We start from the raw sequence: 14,399 nt of genomic DNA on the forward strand, positions 1-14,399 counted from the left end.
GGAGACACCTAATTGAAGCGATTTAGCTATTTTATGGTAGGTTGTCTTACTCTTACACTATTAGTAGGATGTAGTGCAGCAGAAAAGCCAGTAGAACAAGTAAAACAAGTTAAAAATACAATTACAGCGAAACTAGCTACCGAGGAAAAAATGGTAGAAATAGATGGTCAAACCATTTACTTTAAAAAGATTGGTAATGAAAAACCACCTTTACTTATGATTCATGGCTTTGGAGGGTCATCAGATGGTTTTCAAAAGATTTACTCCGATTTAGCAAAAGATCATACAATTATTTCTGTAGATGCTTTAGGATTCGGGCGCTCATCTAAGCCAATGGATTTTTATTATTCTTTTCCAACTCATGCAAATTTGTATTATAAATTAATGAAAAAACTAGGGTATGATTCATTCGCAATACTGGGGCATTCCATGGGGGGAGAAATTTCTCTAAATTTAACATATTTATATCCTGAAGCAGTTACTCACCTTATTTTAACTGATGCTACAGGTGGCCCTCATACATTCGTTACTAAACAAGGCTCACCAAAACCACAATTGTCGACTGATTTAAATGCAGTTTCTTCTATTACAGATTATGATGAAAGCAAAGTGAAATTCAAACGTAATGATGAAGAGCATTATAATAAAATGAAATTATGGCCTAGACGTCTTAAAATTAATGCAAATGAAATAAAACAGCCAACTTTAATTATATGGGGCAGAAATGATAGTAGCGTTTCCTGGAAAGAAGGAGAAACGTATCATCAATTCTTAAAAAATAGCACTTTACATATTATTGAAAAAGGTTATCATGCACCATTTCGCCAAGAACCACAAGAATTTGTCGGGTATGTAAAAGATTTCTTTAAGAACAATCCGATCAAAGTTGAAAAATAACATAAACGGGTATCTCATTTTGAGATACCCGTTTTCATATATTAAGCAGCTTGCTTTTGGCGTTTTTGAGTTTTTGATCCTAATACTTTCGGGATAACAAAGCCATCCATTCCAAATTTCCCAGCGTTCATACCGGAAACAAGAACAAACATAGATAAGATAACCATCTCAGGGTTCACACCAATTGACCCACTAAACATATAGGAAAAGTTCATTACAAGACCAAAAAAGACCGCTGTTTTTGTTAAACAGCCTACAATTAAACCAATTCCGACTAAAATTTCCCCCCATGTTACAAGTGTATTAAACAAATCTACATTTGGAATTGCAAATTCTTGTAAGAATGATGCCCACCAAGATTGAACAGCCGGTTGTGCACCTTTAGATTTTTCAATTGCACCTTGCAAATAACCTGTTGCATCGAATCCTTTTCCTTGTAGTTTACCGATTCCAGCCATTAACCATGTGTAACCAAGATATACTCGAATTACTGCTAATACAAAAGAAACTGCTTTGTTTTCTCTTAAAAATTGAATAACCATATCTTCCTCCTAAAGTTGTAATTAAGTTAGTTACAGATAATATAATAACATTAGTTACTTATTTTTAAAACGTTAATTATGAATAATTCGTGACATGCGTATGAAACATTCAAAACTAACGTTTATATAGTAACTTCTATTACCTGTAAAAACTTGAACATATCATACCACAGGTGATAATCATTTTCATTGAAAAAAATGTAAAAAAATTGTGAGTTAAATGTGAAACACGTTTATTCGAATATAGAATAAACGTGTTTCACACTAATTATAGAATCGAAATTTATGTGTCTCCTCATCAATTAAACTCGCTTCTTGAAACGCTTCTTCTAACGTTTTCCCATGGTTAATAACCCCATAAAATAAGCGTATAGTAAACATAAGTGCTGCATTTCCATCTACATAATCAATCGATCCAATATATGATTTCGCACCACTATGTAAAAAAGATTTTGCTAGATTTTGCTCCCCTAACGTGCACCCGCTATTTACAATATGTGTATTATGCAATTTTGCATATTCATAAATTTCTTCTGCACCAAAATACCCTCTCGGTTCATCTTGTTCATATACTTCTTCGCCTAACTCTTCCATGACAAACTTCCCTTCTTCACCATGAAAGCAAAAAATAATATAATTAACATCGTTAAATAAGTTCTTTCCAGAAAGAACTCCCACAAAATCTTTCGGTCTACCAATCCAATATGTCACAACCCTTGCACCAAAATATTCAAGAGATGCTCGGATTGATTGCGCCTCTAAATCCGAATTAAAACCAACTACTAATGCAATATTCAACATACAATCCCCATCCTATAATCAGCCCTTGTCAATCAGAATTTTCTGGGATAAATCCATTTCATATATACCCGTTTCTTTCAAAAAATCTGATCTAGTTAAAACGACTTTCTGTAAATATTGCCTATATGCTGTAATTGTTCCATCGTGGGATACAATGCAAATTCTTTCAACACTCAGTTCATAACACCAAAGAAGAAATTCATCTACTATTTGCTGAAAACTATTCTCTGAAATAGTGTTTATACCTTCCTTCCATAACTGATTATTTGAGCTTTTCTCTATCGAAAAATGCGGAAATAACTTTGTTATCATTCCCTGATCTACTATATAATCGCACGGTAATGTTCTCGCTTCTTCTCGATAAGGAAAAATACGCGGAGATACATATGGATGAACGATTTTTTGACAAGCAACTTTCGCACTCCATATTGTCGCCGTTTGCAAAGTTCTAAGTGTAGGACTAGCAATTAATATATCCGTCTCTTGTAATGGCACATTGCATTGAAGTAATTTAGCCTGATTCCTTCCTTCATCCGTCAATGGCGGATGAAGCACTTTTAAACTTGATGGCAAATCCCTTGTATGTTCTCCTTCCCCGTGCCGAACAAAGACGATTTTCATCCCCTTCCTCCTCTCATTATGAAATCCTCTTACATATTTCTTCCCTATCTCATACTTTATTCCTGCTATATGAAAACCAATATGTAAAAAACTTTTTACACAGAAAGGAGAATTACATATATGAAATGGATAATTGTCTTTATTGGAATGATTGTATAGGGATATATAAACGGCTTCTTTAGTAGTGATAAAACTGCTAATCCTTGGATTACAGATGATGAACGTGAAACAAAAATTAAGCAAAAAGCAATTACGGCAAGCTGGTCCGGTGTTTTTATGTTTTGTACCATTAGCCTCTTAAATAAATGGTTAGGTTTAAGCACAAACGATAAATCACCGTACTTACCAGACACTATCGCAGCTATTTTAAAAGAAAATGTAGAGTTACAAGTTTTACTCATGCTATTTGTTATGTATGGAATATTTTACTTACATTATCGAAGAAAATTAAGTGCCTAACTTCTAACTCATGATTATCCTCCTAAATGGTTATAGTAATCATGACAAAATGAAAGGAGAGATATAAACATGAGTAACTCGAATGAATTTTTAGATACACTACATGAAAAACAAGCAAAAGATGAACAAAATAGAAAGCGCCAAGGGAACGGAAACCCAGCGAAAAAAAAGCCAAATAAAACACATAAATAACAATTAAAACTGCCTAAAATGATCTTTTAGGCAGTTTTTTTATTCTTCTTTCACCGAGATAACATTTCCCCAATTCCATTTCTCATAATACCACGCTGGTACATCTATATTTTCAATCCACTTCTTTTCCTGCTTCCGATCTTTATGAGCAAGCCATACATCCGCTTTCTTACGGTCTGAACGTATCCAAATTAATTGATTACTCTTCTTCATGAAGATCGGGTGGTAATCCCCTTGCTTGTTCGTTTTCTTTGTGATTTGATGCTGTGCATTACTTGTACTATCGACCTCATATAAAGATGGTAGTGGCCTTTTTTCTGGTGGAGTTTCTATCCCTGCCTCTTTTGCTCGTGAAACGATAATTACTCTATCGTTCTTCCATACAAAATCCCAATCAACATATCCTTTCGGCGTAAATATGTTCTGCTGAAGTGCTGGCAATTCCTTTACTTTTAAATGTTTATTTTCTAATGCAACTCTTCCGCTCCCTTCAATATAAGCTAATATATTTTTTGATGGTGCCCATTGAAACCATTGTGCGTTTAATAACATTTGATCTACTTTTTCAAACCGACTGCCGTCTGCACGAACTAAGCAAAGCGTATTACTATCAGCTGACCATGAAGCTGTCGGTACTGCTAAAAATGAAATCCACTTTTGATCTGGTGACCACTTAAAGCCACTTGCTACTAGCGCTAGGAAATCATCGTGTTCATTTGGCAATGCATACAAATGCTTCATTTTGTGAGGATTCATATGTGCATCTTTTTGCACTTCATATAGCTGAGCGCCTGTCCATCCTGTTGGAAGTAAGTGCGCTTCAGAGGATACAAGAAAGTTCTTTCCATCGGGGTACCATGCATAATCCCCTACACCAGCCGATACATTTTCAAAATCTGCATTCTTTTTTTCTACATCAAATGTATTTAATGTACCTGTAAATATAAATGCAATTATATTTTCTGTTGGTGACCATTGATAATTCGATGCTTCTGAGTGAAACGGCGTAACTTTCTTTCCATCTTTCAGCCGATATAACTCAAGAATACTTTGTTTCTTCCCTTTTACATACGCTAGCCATTCCCCATCATATGACCACTTCGGCCCTGTTATGTACTCTCCTTTTGTAATCTGTATTTCTTTCCCATCAACTTTAATCCAAAGATTATGATGACGAATAAAAGCAACTTTCACACTATTATTTTCTGCACTAGTAATAGTGATAGAACATAAAAACATAAACAACACTACACTACTACTTACTATTAGCCTTTTCATACCATCACTCCATTTCCCTCATAGCATTCCTCACTTTATCCCTACAATATGTGAAAAATATCGATTCGACATAATCAGAAAAAATTTCCCAAGAAATTTTCAATCCATAGAGGATTGGTATGAATTATGTCGAAAGTATAGTTTAGCCAACATTTATATGTATAATTTCTAACTAAAATGCAAGATTTTATTTCTGAATATTGGCACTTTTTATTAGGGGGAGTATCAATGAAAAAAACTACATCTACACTATTAAGCATGGCGCTTGTCTTTTCTAGTTTTGGAGCTTTAAGTGCTCATGCTGAATCACTACAAAAGGAGAAGCAATTTAGTCCACAATTAAAAACAACGATTGAACAGTGGGGAGAACATAAAATCGCTCAAAATGTTGAAACGAAAACAACAAAAGAAATATCAGTAATTGTAGAATTACAACATGCACCTCTCGCTGCTCAAAGTAATATTCAGCATGCTCCAGATTTACAAAATAGTAATGCACAGTCTTATCATGCTGAGCTCAAAAAAGCACAAGAAGATACGACTAAGAAAATAAAAGAAAAAGCACCTGGTGCAAAAATTAAAGAAGTGTATAATACGTTATTTTCCGGATTCTCTATTTCAATTCCTGGAGATCAAATTACCTCTCTTGCCTCTTTACCTGAAGTAAAAGCAGTCTATCCGAACTTAACATATAAATTACATGAAACATCAAAAAGTGCTATTAACGAAGAAGCACCAAATATCGGTGGACCGACAATTGGTGCACCTGAAGCGTGGAATTTAAAAGATCCATTTGGCAAACCGCTTGATGGAAAAGGCATGAAAATAGCCATTATCGACTCTGGCGTAGACTATACACACCCTGACCTAAAGGCAAATTATATCGGTGGATATGACACGGTTGATGAAGATAACGATCCAATGGATGGTAACGTACATGGTACTCATGTAGCTGGAATTATTGCGGGTAACGGAAAAATTAAAGGCGTTGCTCCAAACGCTTCTATTCTAGCCTATCGTGTAATGAATGACGGTGGAACTGGTACAACAGATGATATTATCCAAGGAATTGAGCGAGCAATTCAAGATGGTGCGGATGTGTTAAACCTCTCCCTTGGGCAGGATTTAAATGTACCTGATCAGCCTGTAACATTAACGTTAGAACGAGCAGCGAAACTTGGTGTTACTGCTGTCGTTTCAAATGGAAATGACGGACCAAAACCTTGGTCTGTTGATGCTCCCGGTAACGCAAGTAGTGTCATTTCTGTTGGAGCATCTACGGTTTCTATCCCGTTTCCAACATTCCAAGTAACTGGTTCCAGCAAAACATATCAAGGGTTACCATTATCAAAATCCGATTTTCCAATAGAAAATGATTCTCCTCTTGTATATGTTGGTTATGGCAATCCAAGTGATTATGCAAAACAAGATGTGAAAGGGAAATTCGCACTTATTTTACAAGGTACTTCTAGTACATTAGTAAAAGCAGAACAAGCGAAGCAAGCTGGTGCACTTGGTGTGTTATTAATCTCTAGCGAAAAAGAAATTAATATGATGCCGGAATATTTTTCACGTGAACATCTAGCTGTCCCAGTAATGCAATTATCAAATACAAATGGGGAAGAATTAAAAACTTTAATTACAAAACGAAAGAAAAATATAAAAATTGGACAACCAAAGCAAACAGAACTTATCGGTAACTTTAGTTCAAGAGGACCATCACAAGGAAGTTGGCTAATAAAGCCTGATGTTGTTGCACCTGGAGTACAAATTACTAGTACAGTACCGCGAGGCGGCTATGAATCGCATAACGGAACAAGTATGGCTGCTCCGCAAGTAGCTGGAGCGGTTGCCCTCTTGCGTCAAATGCATCCTGATTGGACGACAGAACAATTGAAAGCGGCTCTTGCCAACAATGCCAAAACATTACATGATGTCAATGAAAATACATACCCTGTTATGGCACAAGGATCTGGTTTAATTAACATTCCGAAAGCAGCTCAAACAAATGTATTAGTAAAACCTAACAATGTCAGCTTCGGTCTTATTAAGCCCAATAGCGGAAAAGTAAAACTGACGCAAAATGTTACATTACAAAACCTTTCTAGTAAAAAGAAAAGTTTTTCAACTCGTGTGGAATTACTAGATGCAAACACAAAAACAAAAGTAAAAGCTTCTGTCCCTTCATCGATTAGCATTCAACCGAATAGTAGTACCGAAAAACCATTTACTATCACTGTAGATAGCTCACTACAACAAGGTGTGTATACTGGAAATGTATATGTAAAAGAACAAGGGGCAAAAGAAGAAATTCGAATTCCATTCACATTTAGTATCGATCCTAAAGATTATAAACGTATTGATGGACTTGAAATTATTAATTCTACTTTTAGCCCAAATGGCGACCACGTACTAGATGATAATCTCATCAACTACTATTTAGTTGCGCCTGTGGATGATATCACATTGCATGCAAATTTAGTTACGAAAGAACGTGTAACGTATCAAGGGATTATCCATCAAGCTAAAAATGCAACTCCTGGGTATAAACCTTTCAAATGGAATGGTACAAAAGCAGATGGCACTCCTTTAACTGATGGGCTATATCAAATTGAAGCAGTTGCTTCTAATTCTGGCGGGGAAACAAAGCAAACAGCTGCTGTATTTCTTGATCGAACTGCACCTAAGTTAACATACGAAGTTGACCAAGAAAATCTCGTAATTAGAGGAAAAGTTGATGATATTCTACTAGATTGGATGTCAGAATCTGGTTGGATAGCACCTGGTATTCCAGTGAGAATGCAATATGAAATTAACGGAAATGGTGTATGGGAACAGGCATTCCTGAACCCTTGGGAGAAAAGCTATGACATTTATTTCGATCGCACTCAATTACAAGAAGGAAAAAATACTATTCACATTGTAGCAACTGATGCAGCTGGCAATACCTCTAATTTAACTGTTAATTTAGAAGTGAAATAAAGTAAAATTTTAATCAGTGGAGATTTCGTTCATCCCCACTGATTATTAGCCTTCACCAATCGGGAGTTACGGGCAGTTAATCTCCCATCTCACTTCTTTGCTCCAACCGAATTTTGAGGTAGGAATTTTACTGCTCATTAACACGGGATAAAAAATTTTTGTTGACAATTTTTTTAATATAGTTTTATAATACAAAACATAGTTTAGTTGAACGAATTATATATCGGCTTTGAAGGAATACTAGTAGCGACTTATATCACTGTCTCAGAGAACTGATGGTTGGTGCGAATCAGTACATATACAAGCGTGAATTACAATTCTGGAGCTTCTTTCCCGTAATGCTTTTTATGCATGAAGAGAAAGACGGATCTTTCCGTTATCGTAAAGTGAGTGGTAAACAATTAGTTGTTTACAAATAGGGTGGTACCGCGATTTTTATCGTCCCTATCGGATTTTCCGATAGGGACTTTTTTGCGTCCATCCTCTTACACAATTTCATATATACGCGTTGAAAGAATCGCAGTAGTATCTTATATCCCTGTTACAGAGAGCTAATGGTCGGTGGAAATTAGCACATATATAAGTATGAATTACAATTCTGGAGCTTCTTTTTCGTAGTGCTTTTATGCATGAAGGAAAAGACGGAATTTTTCCGTTATCATTAATTGAGATGTAAGTATATTTTCACTTACAAATAGGGTGGTACCGCGATTCTTTCGCCCCTATCGGATTTTCCGATAGGGGCTTTTTCTATTTCTCACAGAAACAGATGTTAAATAATTCCGAATCTTATGATAAAATTTTATAAGCGCTTACAAATAATGAAGGGAGGTGATACAAGCTATACGAAATCGATATTCAATTTTATAGAAAAAAAGGAGGATGTCTAAATGACAAAGAAAACAGAAATTCCATCGCATTTAAAACCATTCGTATCCACACAACATTATGATCAATACACACCGGTGAATCACGCTGTGTGGCGTTACATTATGAGACAAAATCATAGCTTCTTAAAAGACGTTGCTCATCCAGCCTATGTGAACGGACTACAATCATCTGGTATTAATATAGATGCAATTCCAAAAGTAGAAGAAATGAATGAGTGTTTGGCACCAAGTGGCTGGGGCGCTGTAACGATTGACGGACTTATTCCCGGCGTAGCATTCTTCGATTTTCAAGGACACGGATTACTACCGATCGCAACAGATATTCGGAAAGTAGAAAATATCGAGTACACACCAGCTCCAGATATCGTACACGAAGCCGCAGGACACGCACCGATTTTACTTGATCCTACATATGCAAAATATGTGAAACGTTTTGGGCAAATTGGTGCAAAAGCTTTCTCTACAAAAGAAGAACATGATGCATTTGAAGCTGTTCGTACATTAACGATAGTGAAAGAAAGCCCTACTTCTACTCCTGATGAAGTTAAGGCTGCTGAAAATGCTGTAATTGAAAAACAAAACTTAGTTTCTGGTTTATCAGAAGCTGAACAAATTTCACGTCTTTTCTGGTGGACAGTAGAATATGGATTGATCGGAAATATAGATGATCCAAAGATATATGGTGCTGGTCTCCTTTCTTCTGTTGGCGAAAGCAAACATTGCTTAACAGACGCTGTAGAAAAGGTTCCATTTTCTATCGAAGCATGTATAGGGACAACTTATGACGTAACAAAAATGCAACCACAACTATTTGTTTGTGAATCCTTTGAAGAATTAACAGATGCGCTTGAAACATTTTCTAAAACAATGGCCTTTAAAACAGGTGGAAAAGAAGGTTTAGAAAAAGCAATTCGCTCTGAGAACTATGCAACAGCTGAGCTAAATAGCGGATTACAAATTACAGGTACATTTAGCGAGACAATTGAAAACGATGCAGGTGAATTAATTTACATGCGAACAAATTCGCCAACGGTATTAGCACTTCATAATAAACAGTTAGCGAATCATTCTACTTCTGTACACAGTGACGGATTTGGAACACCGATTGGATTACTCACTGAAAATATTGCATTAGAAAATTGTACAGACGAACAACTACAATCATTAGGAATTACAATTGGAACTATCGCTGAGTTTACTTTTGCAAGTGGTATTCATGTAAAAGGAACAGTAACAGATATTGTAAAAAACGATAAGAAAATTGCTCTTATTTCCTTTATCGATTGCACAGTTACTTATAACGCCCGCGTTTTATTTGATGCTTCATGGGGCGCATTTGATATGGCTGTTGGCTCACAAATCACTTCAGTATTCCCAGGTGCCGCAGATGCCGCAGCATTTTTCCCAATGGATGAAGAAGTTCACGAAATTCCTGCTCCACTTGTACTGAATGAACTTGAACGTATGTATCAAACAGTTCGAGATATTCGAAGTGAGGGGATTTTACACGACGCACATATCGATCAATTAGTAGCAATTCAAGAAGTATTAAATAAATTTTATGCGAAAGAATGGTTACTGCGCCTTGAAGTATTAGAGTTACTTTTAGAGCATAACAAAGGGCATGAAACATCGGCAGCATTACTACATCAACTTTCTACTTTCACAACTGACGAAGCTGTAACACGCCTTATTAACAATGGTCTTGCGTTACTTCCAGTAAAGGATGTGAAAAATGATGCTAAGATTAACTGAAGAAGAAGTTCACGAAGAATTATTGAAGGTAGATAAATGGATGGTAAAAGATGAGAAATGGATTGAACGAAAATATATGTTTTCCGACTACTTAAAAGGAGTCGAATTTGTCTCTGAAGCCGCCAAACTATCAGAAGAACATAATCACCATCCATTTATCCTTATCCAGTATAAAGCAGTTATTATTACTTTGTCATCTTGGAATGCAAAAGGTTTAACGAAACTAGATTTTGAGCTTGCAAAACAATTTGATGAACTATTTTTACAAAACGAAAAAGCAATTATAAGAAAATAAAAGGAGAAGCCTTTTTAGGCTTCTCCTTTTATTTTGAAATGGATACAATGTCCAAATGGATCCTCGACTTGTAATATTCCATCTTTGTACGTAGCAATCTTGCCAATATTTTTTAAGCTTTCACATACTTGCTCTTTTTGTTTTTCATTCGCTAGTACAACTGTGAAATATTTCAAACCAACAGAACCTGGCATTTGCGGTGGTACCCCTTCACCTTGCCATGTATTTAAACCGATATGGTGATGATAACCACCTGCAGATACGAACAATGCTCCATTACGAGATGGAATCGTTACTTCAAAACCAAGACCATCAACATAGAAACGTTTCGCTTCCTCTAAATCAGCTACATGAAAATGAATATGCCCCATCACAGTACCAGCTGGAAAGCCATTCCATGTACTTCCTTGCTGTAATAATTCTTCACCAGCTAACGGGTTACTAACAAATGGGAGTTCTCCATTCTCATCACGCCAAACTTCTTTTTGTCGATCATGATAAATTTCAATCCCGTTTCCATCTGGATCAGCTAAATAAAGAGCTTCACTAAAGTAATGATCGGCTCCGCCATGTAGTGGATATACCATCTCTACAAGATGACGAAGAACATTCGCTAAATCCTGTCTACTTGGTAATAAAATTGCGTAATGATATAACCCTGTTCTTCCTCTTTGCTTCGGAAAAGCTTCTTTCTTTTCTTCAATGATAAGAAGTGGTTCATCATTTTCATTCCCAAATGTAACGACTGCTTCTTCTTCTCTTAGCACCTTCATACTTAGTACTTCCGTATAAAACTCTAGTGATTTCTTTACATTAGATACGTATAAATGAACAACATCAAGTGTTGTATCGGGATGAAGTTGAAAACTCATCTTGTTAGCCCCCCCATTTAAATTAGTTCTTCTTTGACATTTTTTCTTTTAAGAAATTATCTACAAAGCCATCAGCTTTTGCAACAAATAAGTATGCACCCATTGCTAATAATGCAAGTTCTAATTCGAAACCAGGATTTTTTCCATCTCCCAATAAACCAGCTGACCATTTCACTTTTACGATTGCTCCAACCATAACAAGTGCAAATAATAATCCAATATATCTTACACCTAAACCTAGAATTAATAATAGACCTCCAACTAATTCAAACGTTGCTACACCGTATGCAAGTCCTCCTGGTAAACCAATACTTGTAAACCATCCTGCAATATTGTCAATTCCTGATTGGAATTTTGTTAAACCGTGCATGAAGAATGTTACCCCTAACACGATACGAATAATTAAGTTACCAATATGTTGATTCATTTCATTCTCTCCTTTATAGTTTTCTTATACAAAACTTTTATTTACATTACAAAACATACACTAATTTTTTTTATTCGTCAATTCATTTTCACTGGGAAAAAATATATTTTTTTTGCTATGATACAAATAGTTGTTTACAAAAAGGAGCTTGATTTTATGAATATTGGTTCTGCAATACGTGAAATTCGTCAACGTAGAGGCATAACAATTGCACAAATTTGCGAGGGAACAGGTCTTTCTAAAGGATTTATGAGTCAGGTTGAAAATAATAAAACATCACCATCTATCTCAACTTTAGAAACGATCTCCAATTTTTTAAACGTTCCCCTTCCCTATTTATTGTTAGAGCAAAAAGATCGATTAAAAATTGTCAAAAAAGAAGAACGGAAATACAGTGTATACGGCAAAGATGAGCAAAGAATTGAACATGTTGCGGAGCAAGGGGGCCTTCGCCTATCTTTAGTAGAAATCCCTACTGGATTCCCGAAAGAAAATTCACCAAATGCCCATGAAGGGGAAGAATGTCACCTTGTATTACGCGGAAAATTAGAAGTTCAGCACGGTGAAGATATTGCAATTGTAGAAGAAGGTGATTCTTTCTCATGGAATGCATGCGTTCCTCATATTGTTCGTAATATAGGAGAAGAAACTGCATTATTACTCATCTCTAGTTATGCAGAAAATCGAAAACGTGTTTACTAAATAATAAAAAAGAAGCCTGTTAAACAGGCTTCTTTTTATCCCCTTATAATTCCATAACTTGTCCCAACTAGTACAGTCTTCTCATGCTGATTGCGATAAACTGACTCGATTGAAACTTTTTTATAGCCTTCCATTTGCTCAACATTTGTTAAAGTTAGTTCACAAGTGATCGTATCTCCTGTGAAAACTGGTCTAATAAACTCACTTACTAATTCTCTTGCTATGTAATGTAACTCTTCTCCCACTTTCGTCCCAATGCTAGCAGTCAATAAACCATGAACCATTAATCTTCCATTTTCATCGTATTCCACATGGTGTCTACCTTTATCACCGGTAATATTTGCAAATTCAAAAACTTCTTCCTCAGTAAATCTTCTTTCATATTTAAATACATCCCCAGCTTTTACACTCATTTTTATCCCCCTAATAATAAACAGAATTTTCTTTTATTTTATCATAAAACGAGCCTCAATCCATTCTCTATTATCAAAAGTCTCAAAATTACCTCGCTATACTTTTTTACTTTCCATTCATTTATCGGTGACCATCTCTTTTTGCGACTTGATATCCATAATACGCACATGTTCCATTTCTCGATAACTCTCTAACTTCAAATCCACAGCTTCTATAAAAATCAAAATTGTTCGCTGATGTATGCGCAAACCAATCACCGTGGGGAAGTTTTTGCAGGCAAAGAGCTACAAGCTTCTTACCTAATCCCTTCCCTCTATATTCACACTTCACAACTAAATTTACTATGTTCGCAATCATAATTCCATCAGAAATGACTCTAACCATCGCAATCATCTCTTCCTCATCCCAAATTGTGAAAGCCCATGTTGAATTTTCGAATGCTATCGTAAATTTTTCAATTTGCCAAGAAGGGATATTATCATTACTCCAACCGGCATCTTCAAATAAAGCTTTAATTGCATATGCTGGTACACTACTCGTTCCCTCACGAATAATAAGTCCATTATGATAAATGTACATGTAACCCCTCCCTTTATTTTCATATACCATTCTTCAAAAAATGCAATTTACCTTTAAAAAAGTAATTTTTTCATCCAACACGCTTAATAGAATAAACTAGAGCATCGATTCCATGAAATGACGTTGTTTTCTCGTAGCTGAGCCCAGTTTTTCTAGCAACAAATATTGAGGCGGGATGATTCGGATTAATAAGAGAAATTAATTTATTCATTCGTAATGCTTGGAAACCATAGTCACGAAATGCTGCCGCCGCTTCTTTTGCATACCCTTTTCCCCAATACTGAGGAAGTAACCAATAACCAATTTCAATTTCCTCTTTTCCATCTATTTTCTGCTTTACCAGCCCTGCATGACCAATTCTTGTTCCCGTTTCCTTTTCAATCAATACAAATAAACCGAGACCGTTTTTATAGCTAGGAATCACCCATTCCTCCAGACTTTTTTTACACTGTATATATGTTTTTAATGTCCCATTTCCAATATAACGCATTACCTTCTCGTTCCCCCATAGTGAAGCGTAGAACTGTAAATCATCCATTGTATATTTGCGAATTTGTAAACGTTCTGTATGAAACATGCTGGCACTCCTTTCCACTAATTTATTCTTCATTTCACGATCATGTTTTGTATGTATACGGTATGTTACTATTTATTATAAAGTGAAACTTTAATCAGTGGGGAATTTTGTTCACC

16 protein-coding genes and 2 other annotated features are annotated in these 14,399 nt (G+C 35.7%); of the genes, 7 read left to right on the plus strand and 9 right to left on the minus strand.

Annotation, left to right across the window (positions count from 1 at the left end):
• The first annotated feature begins 12 nt into the window (after positions 1 to 12).
• The gene (locus GBN91_RS02915; RefSeq protein ID WP_000819814.1) at positions 13 to 897 is read left to right on the plus strand and encodes an alpha/beta fold hydrolase; all 885 of its coding nucleotides are present in this window, start codon (positions 13 to 15) and stop codon (positions 895 to 897) included.
• 41 nt (positions 898 to 938) lie between these two features.
• On the opposite strand, the gene GBN91_RS02920 is transcribed toward GBN91_RS02915, so the two are convergent.
• The 3 genes from GBN91_RS02920 to GBN91_RS02930 all read right to left on the minus strand — a co-directional run bounded on the left by GBN91_RS02920 (position 939) and on the right by GBN91_RS02930 (position 2,861).
• Entirely contained in the window at positions 939 to 1,439 is a 501-nt protein-coding gene (locus GBN91_RS02920) for a DoxX family protein (RefSeq protein ID WP_000236612.1), read from the minus strand.
• Positions 1,440 to 1,703: 264 nt separating this feature from the next.
• Positions 1,704 to 2,240, minus strand: a complete 537-nt coding sequence (locus tag GBN91_RS02925) for a delta-aminolevulinic acid dehydratase (protein ID WP_152121243.1) — start codon at positions 2,238 to 2,240, stop codon at positions 1,704 to 1,706.
• An 18-nt stretch (positions 2,241 to 2,258) separates the two neighbouring features.
• Entirely contained in the window at positions 2,259 to 2,861 is a 603-nt protein-coding gene (locus GBN91_RS02930) for a histidine phosphatase family protein (protein WP_000706239.1), read from the minus strand.
• Positions 2,862 to 3,026: 165 nt separating this feature from the next.
• Between GBN91_RS02930 and GBN91_RS02935 the strand changes: the two genes are divergently transcribed.
• Both GBN91_RS02935 and GBN91_RS02940 read left to right on the plus strand, forming a co-directional pair.
• Entirely contained in the window at positions 3,027 to 3,320 is a 294-nt protein-coding gene (locus tag GBN91_RS02935; protein ID WP_226800138.1) for a phosphoglycerate mutase, read from the plus strand.
• Positions 3,321 to 3,389: 69 nt separating this feature from the next.
• Positions 3,390 to 3,512, plus strand: a complete 123-nt coding sequence (locus tag GBN91_RS02940; RefSeq protein WP_000071866.1) for a DUF4023 domain-containing protein — start codon at positions 3,390 to 3,392, stop codon at positions 3,510 to 3,512.
• Positions 3,513 to 3,551: 39 nt separating this feature from the next.
• Here the strand turns inward: GBN91_RS02940 and GBN91_RS02945 are convergent, their stop codons facing one another.
• Entirely contained in the window at positions 3,552 to 4,790 is a 1,239-nt protein-coding gene (locus tag GBN91_RS02945) for a TolB family protein (RefSeq protein ID WP_000825732.1), read from the minus strand.
• Positions 4,791 to 5,018: 228 nt separating this feature from the next.
• On the opposite strand from GBN91_RS02945, the gene GBN91_RS02950 reads away from it, so the two are divergent.
• The 3 genes from GBN91_RS02950 (at position 5,019) to GBN91_RS02960 (ending at position 10,712) form a co-directional block, all read left to right on the plus strand.
• Positions 5,019 to 7,772, plus strand: a complete 2,754-nt coding sequence (locus GBN91_RS02950) for a S8 family peptidase (RefSeq protein WP_152121244.1) — start codon at positions 5,019 to 5,021, stop codon at positions 7,770 to 7,772.
• Positions 7,773 to 7,992: 220 nt separating this feature from the next.
• Positions 7,993 to 8,221 (plus strand) — a binding site (T-box leader).
• Positions 8,222 to 8,271: 50 nt separating this feature from the next.
• Positions 8,272 to 8,499 (plus strand) — a binding site (T-box leader).
• A gap of 163 nt (positions 8,500 to 8,662) precedes the next feature.
• Positions 8,663 to 10,417 carry an aromatic amino acid hydroxylase gene (locus GBN91_RS02955; RefSeq protein WP_152121245.1) on the plus strand — a complete coding sequence of 585 codons (1,755 nt, stop codon included), beginning with the start codon at positions 8,663 to 8,665 and terminating at the stop codon, positions 10,415 to 10,417.
• Positions 10,398 to 10,712, plus strand: coding sequence for a 4a-hydroxytetrahydrobiopterin dehydratase (locus GBN91_RS02960; protein WP_000979537.1), 315 nt, complete (start codon positions 10,398 to 10,400; stop codon positions 10,710 to 10,712). Before GBN91_RS02955 ends, GBN91_RS02960 begins: the two co-directional genes overlap by 20 nt.
• Before the next feature lie 14 nt (positions 10,713 to 10,726).
• Here GBN91_RS02960 and GBN91_RS02965 read toward each other — a convergent pair whose 3' ends face one another.
• Entirely contained in the window at positions 10,727 to 11,584 is an 858-nt protein-coding gene (locus tag GBN91_RS02965; RefSeq protein WP_000009849.1) for a VOC family protein, read from the minus strand.
• Positions 11,585 to 11,606: 22 nt separating this feature from the next.
• Positions 11,607 to 12,011: a DoxX family protein gene (locus GBN91_RS02970; protein ID WP_001071553.1), complete on the minus strand. Its 405-nt coding sequence runs from the start codon at positions 12,009 to 12,011 to the stop codon at positions 11,607 to 11,609.
• A 156-nt stretch (positions 12,012 to 12,167) separates the two neighbouring features.
• On the opposite strand from GBN91_RS02970, the gene GBN91_RS02975 reads away from it, so the two are divergent.
• Complete coding sequence (locus GBN91_RS02975) at positions 12,168 to 12,713, plus strand: helix-turn-helix domain-containing protein (protein WP_001020693.1); 546 nt, start codon at positions 12,168 to 12,170, stop codon at positions 12,711 to 12,713.
• A 35-nt stretch (positions 12,714 to 12,748) separates the two neighbouring features.
• On the opposite strand, the gene GBN91_RS02980 is transcribed toward GBN91_RS02975, so the two are convergent.
• The 3 genes from GBN91_RS02980 to GBN91_RS02990 all read right to left on the minus strand — a co-directional run bounded on the left by GBN91_RS02980 (position 12,749) and on the right by GBN91_RS02990 (position 14,316).
• Positions 12,749 to 13,126 (minus strand): hotdog family protein, encoded by a 378-nt coding sequence (locus GBN91_RS02980; RefSeq protein ID WP_000111564.1) that lies wholly within the window; start codon positions 13,124 to 13,126, stop codon positions 12,749 to 12,751.
• 121 nt (positions 13,127 to 13,247) lie between these two features.
• A complete protein-coding gene (locus GBN91_RS02985; protein WP_000276126.1) occupies positions 13,248 to 13,706 on the minus strand; it encodes a GNAT family N-acetyltransferase in 459 nt (152 codons plus the stop codon).
• 70 nt (positions 13,707 to 13,776) lie between these two features.
• The gene (locus tag GBN91_RS02990) at positions 13,777 to 14,316 is read right to left on the minus strand and encodes a GNAT family N-acetyltransferase (RefSeq protein WP_139848815.1); all 540 of its coding nucleotides are present in this window, start codon (positions 14,314 to 14,316) and stop codon (positions 13,777 to 13,779) included.
• Positions 14,317 to 14,399 lie beyond the last annotated feature (83 nt).

Origin of the sequence: Bacillus sp. B1-WWTP-T-0.5-Post-4, assembly GCF_009183795.1 — a bacterium.
Classification (GTDB): domain Bacteria; phylum Bacillota; class Bacilli; order Bacillales; family Bacillaceae_G; genus Bacillus_A; species Bacillus_A cereus.

Coding starts and splice junctions, on each gene's coding strand:
- GBN91_RS02980 (WP_000111564.1), bottom strand. CDS start 13,126: ATGAGTGTAAAAGCTGGGGATGTATTTAAATATGAAAGAAGATTTACT.
- GBN91_RS02990 (WP_139848815.1), bottom strand. CDS start 14,316: ATGAAGAATAAATTAGTGGAAAGGAGTGCCAGCATGTTTCATACAGAA.
- GBN91_RS02970 (WP_001071553.1), bottom strand. CDS start 12,011: ATGAATCAACATATTGGTAACTTAATTATTCGTATCGTGTTAGGGGTA.
- GBN91_RS02945 (WP_000825732.1), bottom strand. CDS start 4,790: ATGAAAAGGCTAATAGTAAGTAGTAGTGTAGTGTTGTTTATGTTTTTA.
- GBN91_RS02950 (WP_152121244.1), top strand. CDS start 5,019: ATGAAAAAAACTACATCTACACTATTAAGCATGGCGCTTGTCTTTTCT.
- GBN91_RS02925 (WP_152121243.1), bottom strand. CDS start 2,240: ATGTTGAATATTGCATTAGTAGTTGGTTTTAATTCGGATTTAGAGGCG.
- GBN91_RS02940 (WP_000071866.1), top strand. CDS start 3,390: ATGAGTAACTCGAATGAATTTTTAGATACACTACATGAAAAACAAGCA.
- GBN91_RS02930 (WP_000706239.1), bottom strand. CDS start 2,861: ATGAAAATCGTCTTTGTTCGGCACGGGGAAGGAGAACATACAAGGGAT.
- GBN91_RS02955 (WP_152121245.1), top strand. CDS start 8,663: ATGACAAAGAAAACAGAAATTCCATCGCATTTAAAACCATTCGTATCC.
- GBN91_RS02965 (WP_000009849.1), bottom strand. CDS start 11,584: ATGAGTTTTCAACTTCATCCCGATACAACACTTGATGTTGTTCATTTA.
- GBN91_RS02985 (WP_000276126.1), bottom strand. CDS start 13,706: ATGTACATTTATCATAATGGACTTATTATTCGTGAGGGAACGAGTAGT.
- GBN91_RS02920 (WP_000236612.1), bottom strand. CDS start 1,439: ATGGTTATTCAATTTTTAAGAGAAAACAAAGCAGTTTCTTTTGTATTA.
- GBN91_RS02960 (WP_000979537.1), top strand. CDS start 10,398: ATGATGCTAAGATTAACTGAAGAAGAAGTTCACGAAGAATTATTGAAG.
- GBN91_RS02975 (WP_001020693.1), top strand. CDS start 12,168: ATGAATATTGGTTCTGCAATACGTGAAATTCGTCAACGTAGAGGCATA.